Below are 16535 nucleotides of genomic sequence, written 5' to 3' on the forward strand. Positions count from 1 at the left end.
CGCCCAAGTGTCCTATCCTATCCGACCGGCTTGTCCTGAACATGTCTTTCTCGCGCGTGGGGGAGGGTTCCTCGGAGGCGTCCGGCGGCATGCTCGGATCGTACCCGCAGAGCGCCCTACGCCGGATGCGACCGGACCGGAACGCGATCGGGGCCGAGAAGGGGAAGACCTGGGCGCTGGGGAGAGGACGAGGGGGAGAATGGCGCGTATGAGTGAGTGGGTGACAGCACTGATCGCGGCGGGTTCGGCGCTTGCCGGCGGGGTGGTGACGGGGTGGTACGCCCGTAGCGCGGGTCTGCGCCAGGCGGAGGCGGCGCGTCACGCGGGCGACCGGCAGGCGGACGCCCTGCTGGAAACGGTCCGGCTGTCCCTTGAGGAACAACGGACGGCTCGTGGTCTGGATCTGCGGCGGCAGACGTACGCGCGCTTCATCGAAGCGGGAGAGGCTGTCGTCCTGTCCCGGGGGAGCGGTGGCGGAACGGTGGACGACGCCCTCGCCCTGCGACGCGCCTTCGGCGCGGTCCTGCTGGAAGGCCCGGCCGAAGTGACCGACGCGGCACGGCGGTTCGTCGAGTCCGTACGAGGCAGTCGCCCGCTCGACGACCTCGAACGGGCAAGAACGGACTTCATCGCCGCCGCGCGGCACGCGCTGGGCATACCGGCGGACCTGTAGCCCGGGAGCGGCGACAGCGCGTTCGGATGGCCACCGCCCGCTGCGAGCCGGGCGCGCTATCGACTCCGCGGAACTCGATTTCTGAGAAGGGACCGCGCACACCCTCCGGCGCGTGCTGGTGCCGTGGAGCTTCAACCGGTCACTGAGCTTCCTGGTTCTGCGCCCACCCGGGGCCCACGGGTTCGCCTGCGCCGCCGACCGTACGTCTCGCCGACCGGGCCCACCGTGGCCGTACCGCTGCCACCTGCCAGAATCGTCACAAATGCCGGCGTGCGGTGGAGCACGCCACGGACAACGGAGGATTCCTGTGCCGCCGACCGCGAAACCACTGCGGAAGCTGGGCTTCCTGACCATCGGGCTGTTCGACGGGAAGGAACCCGGCCGGGGCCACGAGTCGACACTTGAGATCATCGAACTGGGCGAGCGGCTCGGTTTTGACAGTGTGTGGGTACGGCACCGGCATCTGCAGTACGGCATCTCCTCGCCCGTCGCCGTCCTGGCGGCGGCCTCACAGCGCACCCGCCGTATCGAACTGGGTACGGCGGTCATCCCACTGGGGTGGGAGAACCCACTGCGCCTGGCCGAAGACCTGGCGACGGTCGACATCCTGTCCGGGGGGCGTCTCAACCCGGGGATCAGCGTCGGCCCGCCGGCACACTACGATCAGGTCAAGCACGCGCTCTACCCCGACACCGTCGACGCCGAGGATTTCGGCTACGACCGGGTGCGGCGGCTCCTGGACTTCGTACGGGGCGAGTCCGCCACCGATTTCAGTGGCACCGAGGGCTTCGAGGTGTTCTCCGACCGCGTCCAGCCCCACGCCTCCGGTCTGGGCAGCCGCATGTGGTACGGCGGCGGCAGTCTCCAGTCCGCCCAGTGGGCCGGTGAGCACGGCATGAACTTCCTGACCAGCAGTGTGGTGAAGGCGGAGGAGTCCGAGGACTTCGCCGAGATCCAGCTCTCGCACATCCGGAGGTTCCGCGCCCATCACCCGGACGGCGACCACGCCCGTGTCTCCCAGGGCCTCGTTGTCATTCCCACCGACACCGCCTCCCCGGAGCAGCGCGCGAAGTACGAGGAGTACGCGCGGAAGCGGATGCTCCGTACCACCGCGCCCCAGGGCCCGGCACGCATGATGTTCGCGCCCGATCTCGTGGGAACCTCCGAGGAGATCGCCGAACGGCTCCACGCGCACGCCGCCTTCCGGGAGATCGACGAGGTCGCGTTCGCGCTGCCGTTCACCTTCGATCACGATGACTATGTCCAGATCCTCACCGATATCGCCACCCGGCTCGGCCCGGCACTCGGCTGGCGAGCCACGGCCTGAACCCGGCCCGGCCACGATCCGCGGATGGTTCGCAACGGAAAGAGGATCCGGCGTCTCGTCGTAGCGGAGCGGACTTTCCTCTGGTCCCTCGGCCACAGCCATCGCGCGCGGGGCGACGGGCGGGACAGGGAGTGCCGCGAAAGCCTCGATATCCGTCTGCTCGGGGGAAGCGGAGGGCTCCGTATCACCTTCCGGGACGGCCCCGGGCGTCTTCTCGACGGCCCCGCGTCGAACGCCCTCGCGGTCGCGATGCGGCCTGCCGCCGCGTCCGGCACCACCTCACCGGCAGTGTGCGCACGTCACTTCTCGATGATACGGACCCGGCGGTGCGCACAGCCGCGTTGTTGCAGGTCATGCACGAGGACGAAGAACACACCGCCGAGCCACCTGGCTGCGGCGCAGCGCCGCGGTGTGTCCGGGCCACGGCCGGACTCGCGACGCGTTTCGCGGACGCGGTGGACCACGGGCCCGCGCGCTGGCCGTCCGCGATCCGGAAGCGGCACCCGGGCTGACCGAGTGGCTGGGCCGGGACCCGGAGCGACAGTACGCAGGGCGGCCGCCCGTGATCCACGGCTGCCGGTGTCCAGACCGGTGGCGCTGCTGGATGATCCCGAAGTGGGTGAGTCGGCGGCCACCAGCCCGGGTTGTCGGCCACGGAGATGACAGCGCTTCTGGACCGGGCGGGTGTCCCCGGCTGAGTTCCGGAGTTCGGGTGTGTGCGACGGAGCAGACACAGACACAGACACAGGCGCTCATGCGCTCCCCTACCGCTCCCGAAGGACTCCACCGTGCGGTGGAGTGCTCGCCATCACGTCGTGCCACCGGGCGCCTGACGCGACCGCCTGCCGCCAGGCACGGATCGGCTTCGGCGGCATGCCGACGGCGAGAACGGCGGTCAGCCGGTCACCGCTGCGGTACGCGGCCAGGAACCGGCGTGTGCCGAGCTCCCCCTCCACCACGGCGACTTCGTCGTGTCCGCGTGGATAGCCGAACGCCTGGACCTTCATGTCGTACTGGTCCGACCAGAAGTACGGGACCGGTGCGAACGGCTTGCGCGTCTGCGAACCGAGCAGGTTGCGGGCGGCGGCCATGCCCTGCTCGGCGGCGTTCGTACGGTGCTCGATACGCATCGACGTACCGAACAGTGGGTTGTGCCACCGGGCGACATCCCCCGCTCCGTACACACCTGGCGCCGCCGCGCAGTACGCGTCGCACACCAGGCCGTCGCCCACCGTCAGCCCACTGCCAGCCAGCCACTCGGTGTTGGGTACGGAGCCGATGGCGACCAGCACCTCGTCCGCCTCGATCCGTTCGCCATCCGCGAGCAACACACCGCCTTCGCCGACCTCGGTGACGGTGACACCGGTACGCAGATCCACTCCGTGGTCCAGGTGCGCTTCCGCCAGCACCCGCCCGACCTCTTCGCCGACCGCGTGGGCGAGTGGCACAGGGGCCGGTTCGAGGAGTGTCACCTCCGAGCCGAGTCCCCGGGCGACCGAGGCGGCCTCCGATCCGAGGAATCCCGCACCGACCACCACCAGGCGACATCCCGGCCCGAGCCGCTCCCGCAGGGCGAGAGCGTCGTCCAGTGTGCGGAGGACATGTCCGCCTCCGCCAGGCAGACGGCGGGGGCGGACCCCGGTCGCGATGATCAGGCCGTCGTACGGCACGCTCGTGCCGTCCGCCAGCCGTACGGCACGCCCGTCGAGGTCGAGGCCGGTTGCCGCTGCGCCCAGCCGCATGTCCATCTCCAGCGCTGCCAGTTCGCCCGCCGCGCGCAGGTCCAGGCGGTCGGGCTGCCACTGCCCGGCCAGGATCTGCTTCGACAACGGGGGCCGGTCGTACGGCGAACGCGATTCCGCACCGATCAGGGTGAGCGCGCCCCCGTAACCCTCTCGGCGCAGTGTTTCGGCGGCCGCGAGCCCGGCGGCCGAGGCACCCACGACGACGATGTGTTCGGCGATGATCTGTTTATCAAGTTTCACACGCGTACTTCTGCCCTTGTTCCTTATGCCTTGACACGCTCGACAACGGAAAACTTCCTCACCAGGTGACGGGCGGAGCCCCGATTCCACAGATGGTTGCGCCCTGCCCGAATTCGCGGCGCGGTTGTACGAACGGCTCACCACGCCGTACCCATGCCGCCGACCACCGACACCGCATCCACTCCGGGATGAACATCGGCGGTACGCTCCACCGTCTGCTGTCCCGGAAGGACTTTGGCCCCACCGTCACTTCAAACGGTGGGAGCGTCATCGTCGCCCAGGCGCAGTGGTGGTCACGAGCGTTCCGGGAGATGAGAAGGACCGCACAGGTCGGGCGAGTTGTGACGCGTACCTGAGCCCGTGCGGTCCGTTCCCCTCCGGCCCGATCCGTGGAGCCCGACGGCTCCGGGCCGACCACTCGCGGCTTCGTCGTTCCCGACGGCCCGGACCCGGCGGCGTACGCCGGAGGACCTGCTCGCGTATGCCGATGCCGAAGGTGTCGAGCTGATGCCCGTCCGGACAGAGCACTTGCTGAATATCCACCGGCCGGGACCCACCGGCCGAGCGGACACAGGCTTCAGTCGCCCCAAGGCCGTATGGACGAGCGGTTCCCGGAAGACCCTTCGCCCGTCGGCCGTTCACCATCCTCCCCGCAGGCCGGCAAGGCCCTCGTGGTGGGTGGTGAACGCTTCAGCGCGGGTTCGTGGGGCACCGGATGTCACCAGGTCACGGGCAGTTCGTAAACCCCGTAGACGAGCCCGTCGCCCTTGAACGTGACCTTGTCCAGGGAGGTGGCCAGGCGAAGGTCGGGGATGCGACGGAAGAGGGTGCCGTAGGCCACTTGCAGTTCCATGCGGGCCAGTGGCTGGCCCAGGCACTGGTGCACCCCGAAGCCGAAGGCGATATGGCGGCGGGCGTCGCGCTGGATGTCCAGCCGGTCCGGTTCGGGGAAGAGGTCGGCGTCCCGGTTGGCCACGGCGGTCGGCATGATGAGTCCCTCGCCCGCACGGATGACCTGGTCGGCGATCTCGATGTCCACGAGGGCCACCCGGCGCCCTCCGGTGTGGATGATGTTCAGATAGCGCAGGAGTTCCTCGGTCGCCGAGGCGAGCAGCTTCGGGTCGTCCGTGTCGCGCAACAGGGCCATCTGGTCGGGGTGTTCGAGGAGGGCGAGGGCGCCGAGAGCGATCATGTTCGCGGTGGTCTCATGGCCGGCGATCAGCATGAGCATGCCCGTCTTGACGCCCTGCTCGGGGGTCAGCTCCCCGTCCTTGACGCGCTTGGCGACACTGGACAGCAGGTCGTCCTTGGGATCGGCGGTCTTCCGGCCCATCAGTTCGCCCAGGTACGAGGCCAGCTCGGCTACGGCCGTGTCCCTTTCCTCCGGCGTCGAGGTCTTCTTGATGATGATCTTGCTGTTGTCCTGGAAGTGGTTGTGATCGCTGTAGGGCACACCGAGCAGGTCGGAGATCACCAGCGAGGGCAGCGGCAGAGCGAACGCCTCCACCAGGTCGACCGGTTTCGGCCCGGCCGACATCTGGTCGATCAGGTCGTCCGCGATCCTCTGTGTCGAGGGCCGCATCGCCTCCACCCGCTTGATGGTGAACGGGGACGTCACCATCCGGCGCTGCCGGGCGTGTTCGGGATCATCCAGCTGGATGAAGCTGAACTCCTCCTCATCGCTCGGGACTTGGTGGGGATAGCCCGAGTTGCGGCGATCGGCGCTGACCCTGGGGTCGGACAGCAGGGACCGTTGGTCCTCGTACCGAGTGACGATCCAGGGCGTGCTGCCGTCCCACAGCTGGATCCTCTTCAGCCGGGTCTCCTGCTGCATGCTCCGCAGGGCCGGGGGTGGATCGAAGGGACAGCGCGCTTCCCTGGTCATCGGGAACTCGGGGAGTGCGGAAGGGGGTTCGCCCGTCCGATGCGCTGTGCTGGTCATCGTTCCTCGCTTTCGTGTGAACGAACCTGCGTGTTGTCTTTCCACCGCTTCCGGCGAGGGGGTCAGCGGCTCTGCGGCCCGTCTCGTCGACTTGGTGGCGATGGGGGCCTCGCGCCGACCCGCCTCTTCGGTCGAGAGACGGTGAGCGGGGGTTCGGCTCCGTCGGCCGGTCGTCAGTCCTTGAGATGGATGGCGACGGCCGGGCAGACCGCTGCGGCGTGCCGTACCTCTTCAGCCTGTGCGGCTGACGGCGCCTCGTCGAGGAGGATGGCGATGCCGTCCTCGTCACGCTGGTCGAACACTTCTGGGGCGGCGACCACACACTGACCGGATGCCACACATTTGTCCTGCTCGATCGTTACCTTCATGGCCTTCTCTCCTGACTTGCTGGTTCTCGCTTTTCTCATATGTGCGTCTGCTGGGGCATGTTCCAACCGGGTACGCCGATGGTGGCCCCGCCTTCACGCCGGCAGGGCACGACGAAGCGGAGGGTTCCCAAGCCGCTGTACGCAAAGGCCACTTCGGGGAAGCGGTCTGGGGGGTGCGGCCCGGTGGCCACGGTGAGGGCGTCGGTGCACGGTGTGTATCCGGGCAGGGATGTGCGGTGTGCGTATCGATGCCCCGGCCGTTCATGGTTCGGCGGGCAGCCACACCACGCCGGACAGGCCCCCGCTTCACATGCGGCGGTTCTGCCCCGTCGGACACATCGGCGTAGCCGTGTCCGTACCCCCGGAAAGGGCCAGAGGTCTGCCTCTGGACCCCGAATAGTTCAGTGCGCGCCGGTCGTTGCTCTGGGACACCTTGTTCTCCTCCGATTCAGCGGCCCGCGTGATCAGAAAGGAATGCCCGTTCTTTGCCCTGCCGTGACTACTCTACATTAACCGGACGGTCGTGTCCGGATAAGGTGTGGAGTAGTTTCATGGGCGAGAGCAGCAGACCTGTCAGGGCTGGGCGCAAGCGCGGACCCGCGAAGTGACGCGGTGCGGAACTCCGCCCGGGGGGTGGAGGCGGCGCACGCTTTGTTCTCCGAGTGTGGCTTGTCCGTGACAGCGGAGCAGGTGGCCGACCGGGCGGGTGTGGGCCGAGCGACGGTCTACCGGTCGTTCCCCGAACGCGATGCGCCGGTCGAGCGGCGGGCGCAGTGGTTGTTGGATCGCCTGCGGGGAGCTGTGTCCGCCGCCGACTTCGCGACCGCGTTCCGCATGCTGGTCCACGAAGCGATGCTGCGCAACCTCGACGACCGTGTTCTGGGACAGGTCGTCGCCCCTCTTGTGTACTTGACCGCCGGGCCGGTGGCGGAAGTCGGGCAGACGTTCGAGGAACTGGTGGTCCGAGGCAGAGCCGAAGGTGTGATCGCCACACACATCACCGCGTTTGACCTGCGCATCCTGGCCTCGGGTCTGATACTCGCCCTGGTGCGACGGCAGAACACCGACAAGGAACACTGGCACCGCGCCGCCGACCTCATCATCGCTGCGTGCCGGTCCGAGCCGGCCGCTCCGATGGGATGACCCCTCCGGCTCCGAGGGCGCTGGTTCCGTGCCGCCATGTCATCGATCCGGCCCTGTGGTCCGGTGGCTCGGGCGCTGTGATCTCCATGCGCGGTGTCGGCAACTCGCTTTCGAGGGAGCCCTTGTCGCGCGTTCCGCGGCGGCGGTGATCGGCGCGGGCAGGGCGAGCGGTGTGGCGTACCCATGGCGCCCTCCGCTGCCGCCGACGGCTACTGGCGTTGCCGGGGCGCGCGGTACGGCATGTCACTCTTTCGGCGGTATGGGCGGTGACCGCGACTGGTGGGCCGCGTTAGTAAGGGCGTGTCAAGTTACCCGCCCAGTCCGTTCGTAACTTTGGAAGCCGTACGCCGCCTCCTGAGCTACATGCCCTTCCTGTCGCTGACGGGAGGTGAGGAGAATGCTGCCCTTCGATACGGGCAGGAGCGGTGCTCGGCACGATGAGCACTGTGACAGCAGCCTGTGCTGTCGATGTCAGATGCGATCCTGGGAGACGCATGTCGGTTCGGAGCGACTGTGCTCGATATGTGCGAAATGCTGCGGACACTGCGGCAGACAACCCGCATCCCATCTGGACGGGCTACTGCACGGACTGTGCTCGACCTGCCGGGGTGAGTGCCGAAGTTGCGGCCGGCTTCTCTCTGCGGCAGACCAGGATGCAGGCCGCGCGGACTGTCAGGACTGCGCCAAACCGTTGGTCCGGCCAGGTGCCGAGCCGGTGGAATTCGTTCTACGTCGATTGCCCCGGCCCCTGATGGACGCGATGCGGGGCAGGGTGCCCGCCCCTGTGTATCAGGCCGTTCTCGCCGAACTGGCACGACGTACTCCACAGCAGCTCACCGACCGTGCCGAGCGCCGTTGGTACGGGCGTTGGGCCCATGCCCTGCGTGACAAGGGCGAGGACGGGCGACCCCGCTGGAGCGCTGACGAGATCGCTCTACGACTCCTGGCCCCTGCGGGATGTGCGGTCGCGCAGTGCGAAGACGGCATGATCCTTGACTCCGATCAGGCATGTCGGCAGTGCAGACAGCCCGAGCACCGCTTCATCACCGCTGTTGCTGGCGCCGCGTCGACTGAGGGGGTCCGCAATGCCGCTCTCGCCGCGATGCGTGAGGCAGTACGGGCCAGTCCTCATCGGACCGGGGCCGGCGCAAGAGGCCGCATAACGCTTCCTCCTCGGCCCGCCGACTCGGACTCCACGGACCAGACACTTGCCCGTTCCCGCCGGAGCCTGACAGATCCGGAGCGCATCAGGCATACGGAGCCTCCCCCGCCCGAAGGACCGGGCCGGAAGAGAGCCTGATCCTCGCCACCCGCACCAGCGGGGATGCCTCGGAGCGAGACCCTATTCGTTGTCTTGCAGCCTGGATTTGTTGGCAGAGGGCCCGGGCGCAAGTGGCATCCGGGCCGGTCGGTGTTCCAGGGCATCCTGTTCGTGCCGTATACCGGGGGCGTCTGCCGCAGGAGCTCGGCTTCGGCTCGGGCATGACCTGTCGGCGGCGTCCGGCCGAGCGACCGAGGCCGGTGTGTGGCCGCGGCTGCACGAGGTCCCAGGACCGGACGAAGCCCCGTCGGCCGGGGCAGGACGGGCGGCAGGCGCCACCGGTATCCCGCTCGCCGCGACCCCGACCTGCGGCAACCGCACCGACATCACGCGGTTGATCCCGTTGCCGACGACATCCATGAAGCGCTCCTCGCTCCGGGATGTGCGCTCATCTGCTGGATACGTCCGAAGTCATCGCAATAGGAGTTCCAAGCGGATATGGGCAATTTCGCGTCCACTCATGCCCGGTGGGAGATAACGGGATTCAATGCCGCAGTTCTGGCACATCTTTCCTGATTGTTTTGGGAGAGGGAATACCCGTTTGTCGGCACTGGTGCGGGCCGCTTTTCGGTTTGAGACAGCAAAGCGGACTCTTGTGTCGCACCGATGCATGTCTTTAGCGGGTATGTCGCATTTCTGGCGGGCTTCCGACGCCCCTTGGCGGATCGCTACCAAAGAACGGGAAATTTCCCCGGCAGCCGGGTTCGATCCGCCGCCGGGCTCGCGCCATATCAGGCCAACTGGCCCAATCCAGTGGCGCGTTGGGCCCCGGTGCATCGTTGACATGAATGGGTGGCGTGATCCAGACTGAAATCCTGTACCGCCACTGGATTTCGGGGTAACTCTGGATTCCGGGTTATGTGAAACTCTGGAGAAGTGCGCCGGCGATCTGCGGTGATGCTTGGTGATCATGGACTTTGTGTAAGCCTCCATGCGTCGAGATTTCACTGCACGGCGAAGTGGAGTGGGAGGCGAAGAAATGTGATGGCGTGTTTGCGTCATGTTCGACACATTGATGAGTGTTTAGTGGTTCAATTCGCGAATTACATGTGCTTTACACGCGCGTGATTTACTCACGCGGCTGGAGGAGAATCGCGATGAGTGCACACGTCACCTTGTCCACCAGGTTCCAAGCCCTCCGTTCGCCGAGCGTAGTGAGATCCACGGTATTGCCCGTTATTCAGCAGCGGGTTTCCGTGTTGGAGCCGACGCTGGCCCGGATCTGCAGCTATCACCTCGGCTTCATCGACGAACATGGTGACCCCAGCAGTGGAGGGGACGGCAAACTGACCCGCGCCAGCCTCATGATGGCGGTGGCTGATGGAATCGGCCTGCGGCCGGAGGACGTGCAGTCCCAGGCGGCAGCGGTGGAGTTGCTGCACAACGCGACCCTGCTCCACGACGACATCGCCGACACGGACGAGCTGCGTCGCGGCCGTCCAGCCTCGTGGGTGGTATTCGGCACGAGTCTGGCGATACACGCCGGGAACGCGTTACAGGCTCTTGGGCTGCGGATGGTCGTGGACGACTCCGGCCCCGGCTGCAAGAAAATCGCCAGCTCGTTCGCCGAGACCCTCGGTCTGGTTCACGCGGGCCAGGCTCGCGAGCTCACCCTCCGGCCGGGTCCAAGCGCCAGCATCGCGGCGTACGAGCAAATCGTGACGGAGAAGGCTTCAGCACTGCTGGAGTGGTCACTGGGGACGCCGGCAATGCGGGCGGGCAAATCGGAGAATGTCCTGGCCGCCCTGCGCGACGCGGGTCGGCACTTGGGCATCGCTTTGCAGATCTCCAATGACGTGGAGGATATCTGGGGCGATCCTGCGGTGACCGGCAAGCCTATCCGGGGAGACCTCAAGCGTCGCAACCTGACCTTCCCTGTACTGGCCGTCTTGTCCGCCGACAGTCCGGTCAGCGACCAACTGAGCCGGTTGTGGCATACCGACAGCATCACGGCGGAGCATCTGCAGACGCTGGCCGACCTCGTCGATGAGGCCGGCGGCCGCCATTCGGCCCAGCGGTTGTCCCGCCGCCATCTGGACTCGGCTGTAGAGCACCTCGGACGAGCCGAGCTGTCCCCGACCGCGACCGCCGAACTGACCACCTTGTTCGACCGCATCGTCAATCGCGCAGCCTGACCCGCGCCGCCCGACAGCGGCGGCATGTGAATCGGAGTACACCATGACCACTACCCACGAAACCTCGGCTTCCCCTGTCGTCCGCACCGAATTCGAGCGCCGGGCGCAGGCTCACTATGAAACCAAGACCCAGGACCCGATCAACCTGCTGCTGGGTGAGGGAGACGGGCTTTACCACCACCACTATGCCGTCGGACCCTACGACAAGTCCGTGCTGGAGGTTCCCGAGCCCGAGCGGGATGCGGCGATCCTCGCGGAAATGGCCCGAATGGAAAACGAGCAGGTCGAACTGGTGCTGCGGGGTCTGGCCCCGCTCTCGCCGGACGCGAGGGTGATGGACGGCGGGTCGGGTCGCGGCGGCACGGCCTTCCTCGTCAACCGGCGGTTCGGGTGCGAGGTGGTCGGGGTCAACTTCTGCGCCCATCACATCGAGTTCGCCGAGCACCTTGCCAAGGAAAAGCACGGTTGCGACGACAAGGTCTCTTTCAAGTTCGCCAACATGTGCGACACCGGTCTGCCCGCTGGATCGTTCGACGCCGTGTACACCAACGAGACCACCATGTACGTCGACCCCGCGGAGGCCTTCGCGGAGTTCGCCCGGGTGCTGCGCCCGGGAGGCCGCTATGTCTGTGTCACCTGGTGCGCCAACGACGCCGTGTCGACCACCAGTGAGGCGGTTAAGGCCATCGACGACCACTACGACTGCCACATCAACAACCGCAGCGCCTATTTCAAGGCGCTCGCCGACAACCACCTCGTACCCTCGCAGGTCTGGGACCTGACCCGAGAGGCCATACCCCACTGGGAGTTGCGATCGCAGTGGGGACTGCGCACCGGCGTGGAGCAGCCGTTCCTCGACGCGCACAGGAGCAACGAACTCAACTACATAGTCGTGGTCGCCGAATACACACCGCCGGCGTAGAGCAACCGTTGCTCGACGGACACGGGAGCAACGAACTCGACTACCTGGTCGTGGTCGCCGAAGCCGCACACACCGCGCTGAATCAGTGTGTCGGGGCATACGTACGGCACTTTCGCCCAAGTCGGCGACCCCGATGGCAACGGCCGGCTGCTACAGGCAGTCAAGGGCGGTGAGAGCCAGGGTGTCAGGTCACGCCGACGCGTGTGACAACGCCTCGTAGAACTCGACGAGACGGCATCGCGTGGGCCGAAAACCGGTGCGTCCACCGGGTCGGGCCGGAGTTGTCCCACCGCGCACGGCGGGTGCCCTTGAGCAGATACTCGGTGCTCGAGCGGCGCCCGCCACGGTGGCCACCTCGGTGGCCCAGGCCGCGGAGACGGTGGCCGACCGGGTTCTTCCGGTGATCACCGATCGGATCGTGAGTGCGGCGGTGCGGCGGTGCGGCGTTCGACGAGACCGGGGTTCGTACTGCGGAGGCGACTGCTTGGCTGCACTCGGTGTCGACTCCGCCGAAGGTTGTCACGGGTCATAACGATGTGGAGATTGTCAGTGAATACCCCAGCTCAATTGCCCTTCGAACAGACGCATCTGCTGCAAGTCGCGCCGCTGCTGCGCACACTTCAATCCCAGGGCACCGTCCATCCGGTTCGTACCGCCGAGGGGGACGAAGCCTGGCTGGTCACCGGTCATGCCCAGGTACAGCAGTTGTTGGACGATGACCGGCTCAGCCGCTCCCATCCCGCCCCGGGGACCGCAGCTCGTGACAGCGGGTCCGCGTTCCTCGACAGCCTGCTGGGCAGCTTGGCCACCGACCACGCCCGGCTGCGTTCGCTGCTGGAGCCGCACTTCTCACCGGAGCGCATGTTGGCGATGCGATCCCACGTCGAAACACTGACCGAGCAACTGCTGGACGAGTTGGCCGGGCAGACGGCACCGGTGGATCTACGTCTGGCATTTGCACAACCGCTTCCGATTCTGGTGATGTGCGAGTGGCTCGGCGTGCCTCATCAGGACAAGGACCAGTTCGCCGTTTGGACCCAGGACGCCGCCAACGTGCAGGACCGGGCCCGATCCAAGCAGGGGCTGTCCGAGTTGTTCGGATATTGCCAAAAATTGATAGCTCACAAGCGGCAAAACCCTGGCGATGACGCGATCTCCAGGCTGTGTGCGACCGAGGGCCTCAACGACAAAGAAGTCGTGGCGCTGACCGCGTTGTTGCTGTTCGGTGGTTATGAGACCACGGTGGCCCGAATCGGCACGGGTGCGTTGCTGCTGCTGGCCAACCCTGAGCAATGGCGGACATTGCGAGACGACCCGAGCCTCATCCCGGGCGCGGTAGAGGAAATCCTGCGGATGTCGATGCCGAACCCGCATAACGGCGGAATGCCGCGTTACGCGCGGACGGACCTGGAGATCGATGGAACCACCATCCGGGCGGGCGATCTCGTGCTGCTGAACATCATCGCGGCCAACCATGACCAGACGATCTTCACGGACCCCGATCGGGTCGATGTCACTCGCCGGACCGCAGGCAGCCTCACTTTCGGACACGGCATGCACTACTGCGTCGGCGCGTCGCTGGCTCGGATGCAGTTGCAGGTGGCGCTTGCCCGACTTGTCGCGCGATTCCCGACCATGCGTCCGGCTGTCGACGTGAAGGAATTAAGACTGCGTCACGACACACTGATCGGCGGACTGGTCGAACTTCCGGTGACGTGGTGACCGGAATCCCGGCGGCAGCGGGACGCGATAATTCCCCACTGCTGCAACGGATATCGCAGCGCATAGTCAGAAAGAGCCCTGATTCAATCCGCGCCTATCTTGTGTTGATGCGTCTGCACGCACCCACGGGTATCGTGCTCTACCTTCTTCCAGGATTGTGGAGTCTTTCCCTCGCCTCCGGACGGCGACCTGACCTGTCGGCGGTGGTATGTCTTGCCGTCGCGGCCGTACTGGTGCGCGGCGCGAGCTGCGCAGTCAACGACGTCATCGACAAAGACATCGACGCCCGGGTTGCCCGTACGGCATCGCGTCCTGTCGCGGCGGGGACGATCAGCGCAGGGAAGGCGCTCCTGTTCGGCGCCGCACAGGCTCTGGCTTCACTGCTGATTCTGGCGATGATCAACTGGGAAACAGCCCTGGTCGTCGGCGCCTCGTACCCATTCCTTGTCGCATACCCCTACATGAAGCGCATATTTCCTTGGCCTTCGGCATGGCTGGCGTTGGTGATCAGTGTTTATGCGCTGGCCGGCTGGACAGCGGCGACCGGGAGCATCGACTACCCGTCGGCTGCATTCGGCCTGTACGTGTGCAATTTCTTCTGGACCCTTTTTCACGACACGATCTACTCCCACCAGGACAAGGAGTACGACCGGAGTATCGGTGTCAAATCTTCTGCTCTGATGTTCGGTGAGTCCAGCAAGGTGTGGCTGGCCGTCTTCATCACGCTGAGTGTCGCCGGCGCGTTGTGGGCCGGTGCCGAGGTGGAGACGGGTTGGGCCTTTTACTTGCTCGTCGTGTGTGCGGGGATGCTGTTGTCATATCAGGTTGTACGAGTGAACCTGGACGATCCGAAATCCTGCTGGGACACCTTCGTCGCCAACCGCTACTTCGGCTGGATCATTCTCGCGGCGGTGGTCGCTGGACAGTTCACATGACGGAACCGACCCCGTGTGGTACTCCGCACGCGATCCATGACCGGCTGGTCGGCGCACCGGTATGTGATCACGTCAAAGATTGAAGGATGGAATACGAATGACGGATTCGATATGGCAGGGTACTGGCGTCGACGTGGACGCTTACCTGTCTCGTGTGGGATACCTGGCCGACGTGGCTCCGGATCTCGCCACGCTGCGGGGCCTGCATGCCGCTCACGTCGGGGCGATCGCCTTCGAGAACATTGACGCGGTGCTTGGGCGGGCGGTGCCGTTGGACCTGGACAGTGTCCAGGAAAAGATCGTGCGACGTGGCCGTGGCGGCTTATGTCTGGAACAGGTCGTCCTGATGGCAGCCGTGCTGGACCGAATCGGGTTTACGTTCTCGGCATTCTCGGCCAGATCCCGGATCCGCACCGGGAATAAATTGGGTCCAGCCGTCCATGTTGCTCTGTGTGTTGATTTGGACGACGAATGTTGGCTCTTTGATGTGAGTTTTGGTGGATACGGGCTGCGTGAGCCGATTCGCCTCGCTGAGGCGTCACGGCTGGATGGCGATTGGCCTTTCGACATAGTGCGGGAACCGCACGGAGAATACGTACTGCGATTCTTGCGGGCCGAGGGGCCGGCGGAAATCTACGGTTTCACCACGGACGCGCGCTATCCGGCGGACTTCGAGGTCCTCAACCACTACTGCCTGACCCACCCTCGCTCACCGTTCAACCACCGGATGATCCTCCAGCGCACTCAGCCCACAGTGAGGCACATCCTCATCGGTAACACCCTCACGGAGATGCGGCCCGGAGAGCCGGCAACTCACCGGGAGCTTGACGAGGGCGAGATGCTTTCTGCTCCCGAGAAGATCTTCGGGCTCGCATTGGAGCCGGGTGATGTCCAGTCCCTCAAGACCCTGGCCGGCATGGTGGCGGCCGGTCCGCGCTGATCCGGACCGAGCGTCTGCCCGGCCCGTCCATCGACAGTAGGAGGGATCGCAAGGATCAATATGGACGAGATGCCCAATGAATCGGAATGCGGAGCACTCCCCGTGGCGGAACGGCTGCGGTCGCTCCCGGAACACGATCCGAATGATCCAGTGGAGAGCGCCATCCTGAGCAGGCTCGCCGGCAACTGGGACCGGCGCGCTACGGTCAGGCGGCGGGACGAAACCTTGGACGATGTGTTCGAGCGGGACAGGCCGGACTTCCCAGTAGCCCTGCTGCCTTTCCGGAATCACCCCACATATCTCGGTCTCGACGACGAGGTCAAGGCCAAGATCCTTGCGTGGGGCTGGGTGGCGTTCAACAAGAACGTCATGGATATCGAGCAGTGTGTGGTCAACCCGGGGTTCGGCCTGATCGTCAACGACGCCTTCAACACAAGGCTGGGCGAATCCATGGCAATCGCGGTTACGCAAGCCATGGTTGATGAGCAATACCACACGCTGATGCATCTGAACGCCAGCGCCGTAACGCGTCGGCAACGCGGCTGGCGAATGCCCGAGTCCGCACTTCCGCTCGGGTATAAAACGCGCCGGCACGCGCATCGGCTCGCTGTCGCTGAGACACCTGGGCATCAGGCTCTGGTCTCACTCGCCTTCACCACAGTTGCGGAAATCTCGATAAACGCACACCTGGACCTCATCGCCGAGGATGACGAGATCCAGCCTGTCAACCGCCTGACGGCCGTCCTGCACAACCGTGACGAATACTGTCACGCCTCGATCGCGAGCACCGTCGTTCGGGAGGCATGGAAGCGTTTTGCCGCCGAACAACGCGGCTACTTCCTCACCGCGCTGGCCGACGGGATGGAGGCGTTCGCGGCCCACGACTTCACGACCTGGGCGAGGATTCTGGAACTACTCGGAGTGGAGGGGAGCGGACAGATGCTGCACGACGTCAAGAACTCCTCCGGCTCCGGACGACTTCTTCAGGACTTCAGTGGGTTGCGGCATCTGTGCCAGGAGCTGGATGTCCTCGACTCCGTCCCCTTCGACTGGTCGACGGTGACGGCCGACGGCCCCTGACGTTCACCAGCCACGCTGCGCCCGATGCCCAAGCCAAGCAGC

General features: G+C 65.9%; 12 protein-coding genes. 9 read left to right on the plus strand and 3 right to left on the minus strand.

Annotation, left to right across the window (positions count from 1 at the left end; all coding sequences use genetic code 11):
* The first annotated feature begins 208 nt into the window (after positions 1 to 208).
* On the plus strand, positions 209 to 673 hold the full coding sequence (locus tag ACIP8W_RS14400; protein ID WP_401955612.1) for a hypothetical protein: 465 nt from the start codon (positions 209 to 211) through the stop codon (positions 671 to 673).
* A 307-nt stretch (positions 674 to 980) separates the two neighbouring features.
* On the plus strand, positions 981 to 2000 hold the full coding sequence (locus tag ACIP8W_RS14405; RefSeq protein ID WP_401955613.1) for an LLM class flavin-dependent oxidoreductase: 1020 nt from the start codon (positions 981 to 983) through the stop codon (positions 1998 to 2000).
* Positions 2001 to 2764: 764 nt separating this feature from the next.
* Here the strand turns inward: ACIP8W_RS14405 and ACIP8W_RS14410 are convergent.
* From ACIP8W_RS14410 to ACIP8W_RS14420, 3 genes are all read right to left on the minus strand, one after another.
* Entirely contained in the window at positions 2765 to 3985 is a 1221-nt protein-coding gene (locus ACIP8W_RS14410) for an NAD(P)/FAD-dependent oxidoreductase (protein WP_401955614.1), read from the minus strand.
* Between the two features lie 718 nt (positions 3986 to 4703).
* Positions 4704 to 5927 carry a cytochrome P450 gene (locus tag ACIP8W_RS14415; RefSeq protein WP_402203144.1) on the minus strand — a complete coding sequence of 408 codons (1224 nt, stop codon included), beginning with the start codon at positions 5925 to 5927 and terminating at the stop codon, positions 4704 to 4706.
* Positions 5928 to 6100: 173 nt separating this feature from the next.
* On the minus strand, positions 6101 to 6295 hold the full coding sequence (locus ACIP8W_RS14420; protein ID WP_401955616.1) for a ferredoxin: 195 nt from the start codon (positions 6293 to 6295) through the stop codon (positions 6101 to 6103).
* Between the two features lie 633 nt (positions 6296 to 6928).
* On the opposite strand from ACIP8W_RS14420, the gene ACIP8W_RS14425 reads away from it, so the two are divergent.
* The 7 genes from ACIP8W_RS14425 (at position 6929) to ACIP8W_RS14455 (ending at position 16493) form a co-directional block, all read left to right on the plus strand.
* Complete coding sequence (locus tag ACIP8W_RS14425; protein ID WP_402153772.1) at positions 6929 to 7438, plus strand: TetR/AcrR family transcriptional regulator; 510 nt, start codon at positions 6929 to 6931, stop codon at positions 7436 to 7438.
* Between the two features lie 2418 nt (positions 7439 to 9856).
* A complete protein-coding gene (locus ACIP8W_RS14430; protein ID WP_402203147.1) occupies positions 9857 to 10894 on the plus strand; it encodes a polyprenyl synthetase family protein in 1038 nt (345 codons plus the stop codon).
* A gap of 43 nt (positions 10895 to 10937) precedes the next feature.
* A complete protein-coding gene (locus ACIP8W_RS14435) occupies positions 10938 to 11816 on the plus strand; it encodes an SAM-dependent methyltransferase (protein WP_401955619.1) in 879 nt (292 codons plus the stop codon).
* A gap of 567 nt (positions 11817 to 12383) precedes the next feature.
* Positions 12384 to 13538 (plus strand): cytochrome P450, encoded by a 1155-nt coding sequence (locus tag ACIP8W_RS14440; RefSeq protein ID WP_401955620.1) that lies wholly within the window; start codon positions 12384 to 12386, stop codon positions 13536 to 13538.
* 107 nt (positions 13539 to 13645) lie between these two features.
* Entirely contained in the window at positions 13646 to 14473 is an 828-nt protein-coding gene (locus ACIP8W_RS14445) for a 4-hydroxybenzoate octaprenyltransferase (RefSeq protein WP_402203149.1), read from the plus strand.
* Between the two features lie 97 nt (positions 14474 to 14570).
* Positions 14571 to 15413 (plus strand): arylamine N-acetyltransferase, encoded by an 843-nt coding sequence (locus tag ACIP8W_RS14450; RefSeq protein ID WP_402203151.1) that lies wholly within the window; start codon positions 14571 to 14573, stop codon positions 15411 to 15413.
* A gap of 60 nt (positions 15414 to 15473) precedes the next feature.
* Entirely contained in the window at positions 15474 to 16493 is a 1020-nt protein-coding gene (locus ACIP8W_RS14455) for a diiron oxygenase (RefSeq protein WP_402154260.1), read from the plus strand.
* The last annotated feature ends 42 nt before the right edge of the window (positions 16494 to 16535 follow it).

Source organism: Streptomyces sp. NPDC088554, from assembly GCF_044752945.1.
Lineage (GTDB): Bacteria > Actinomycetota > Actinomycetes > Streptomycetales > Streptomycetaceae > Streptomyces.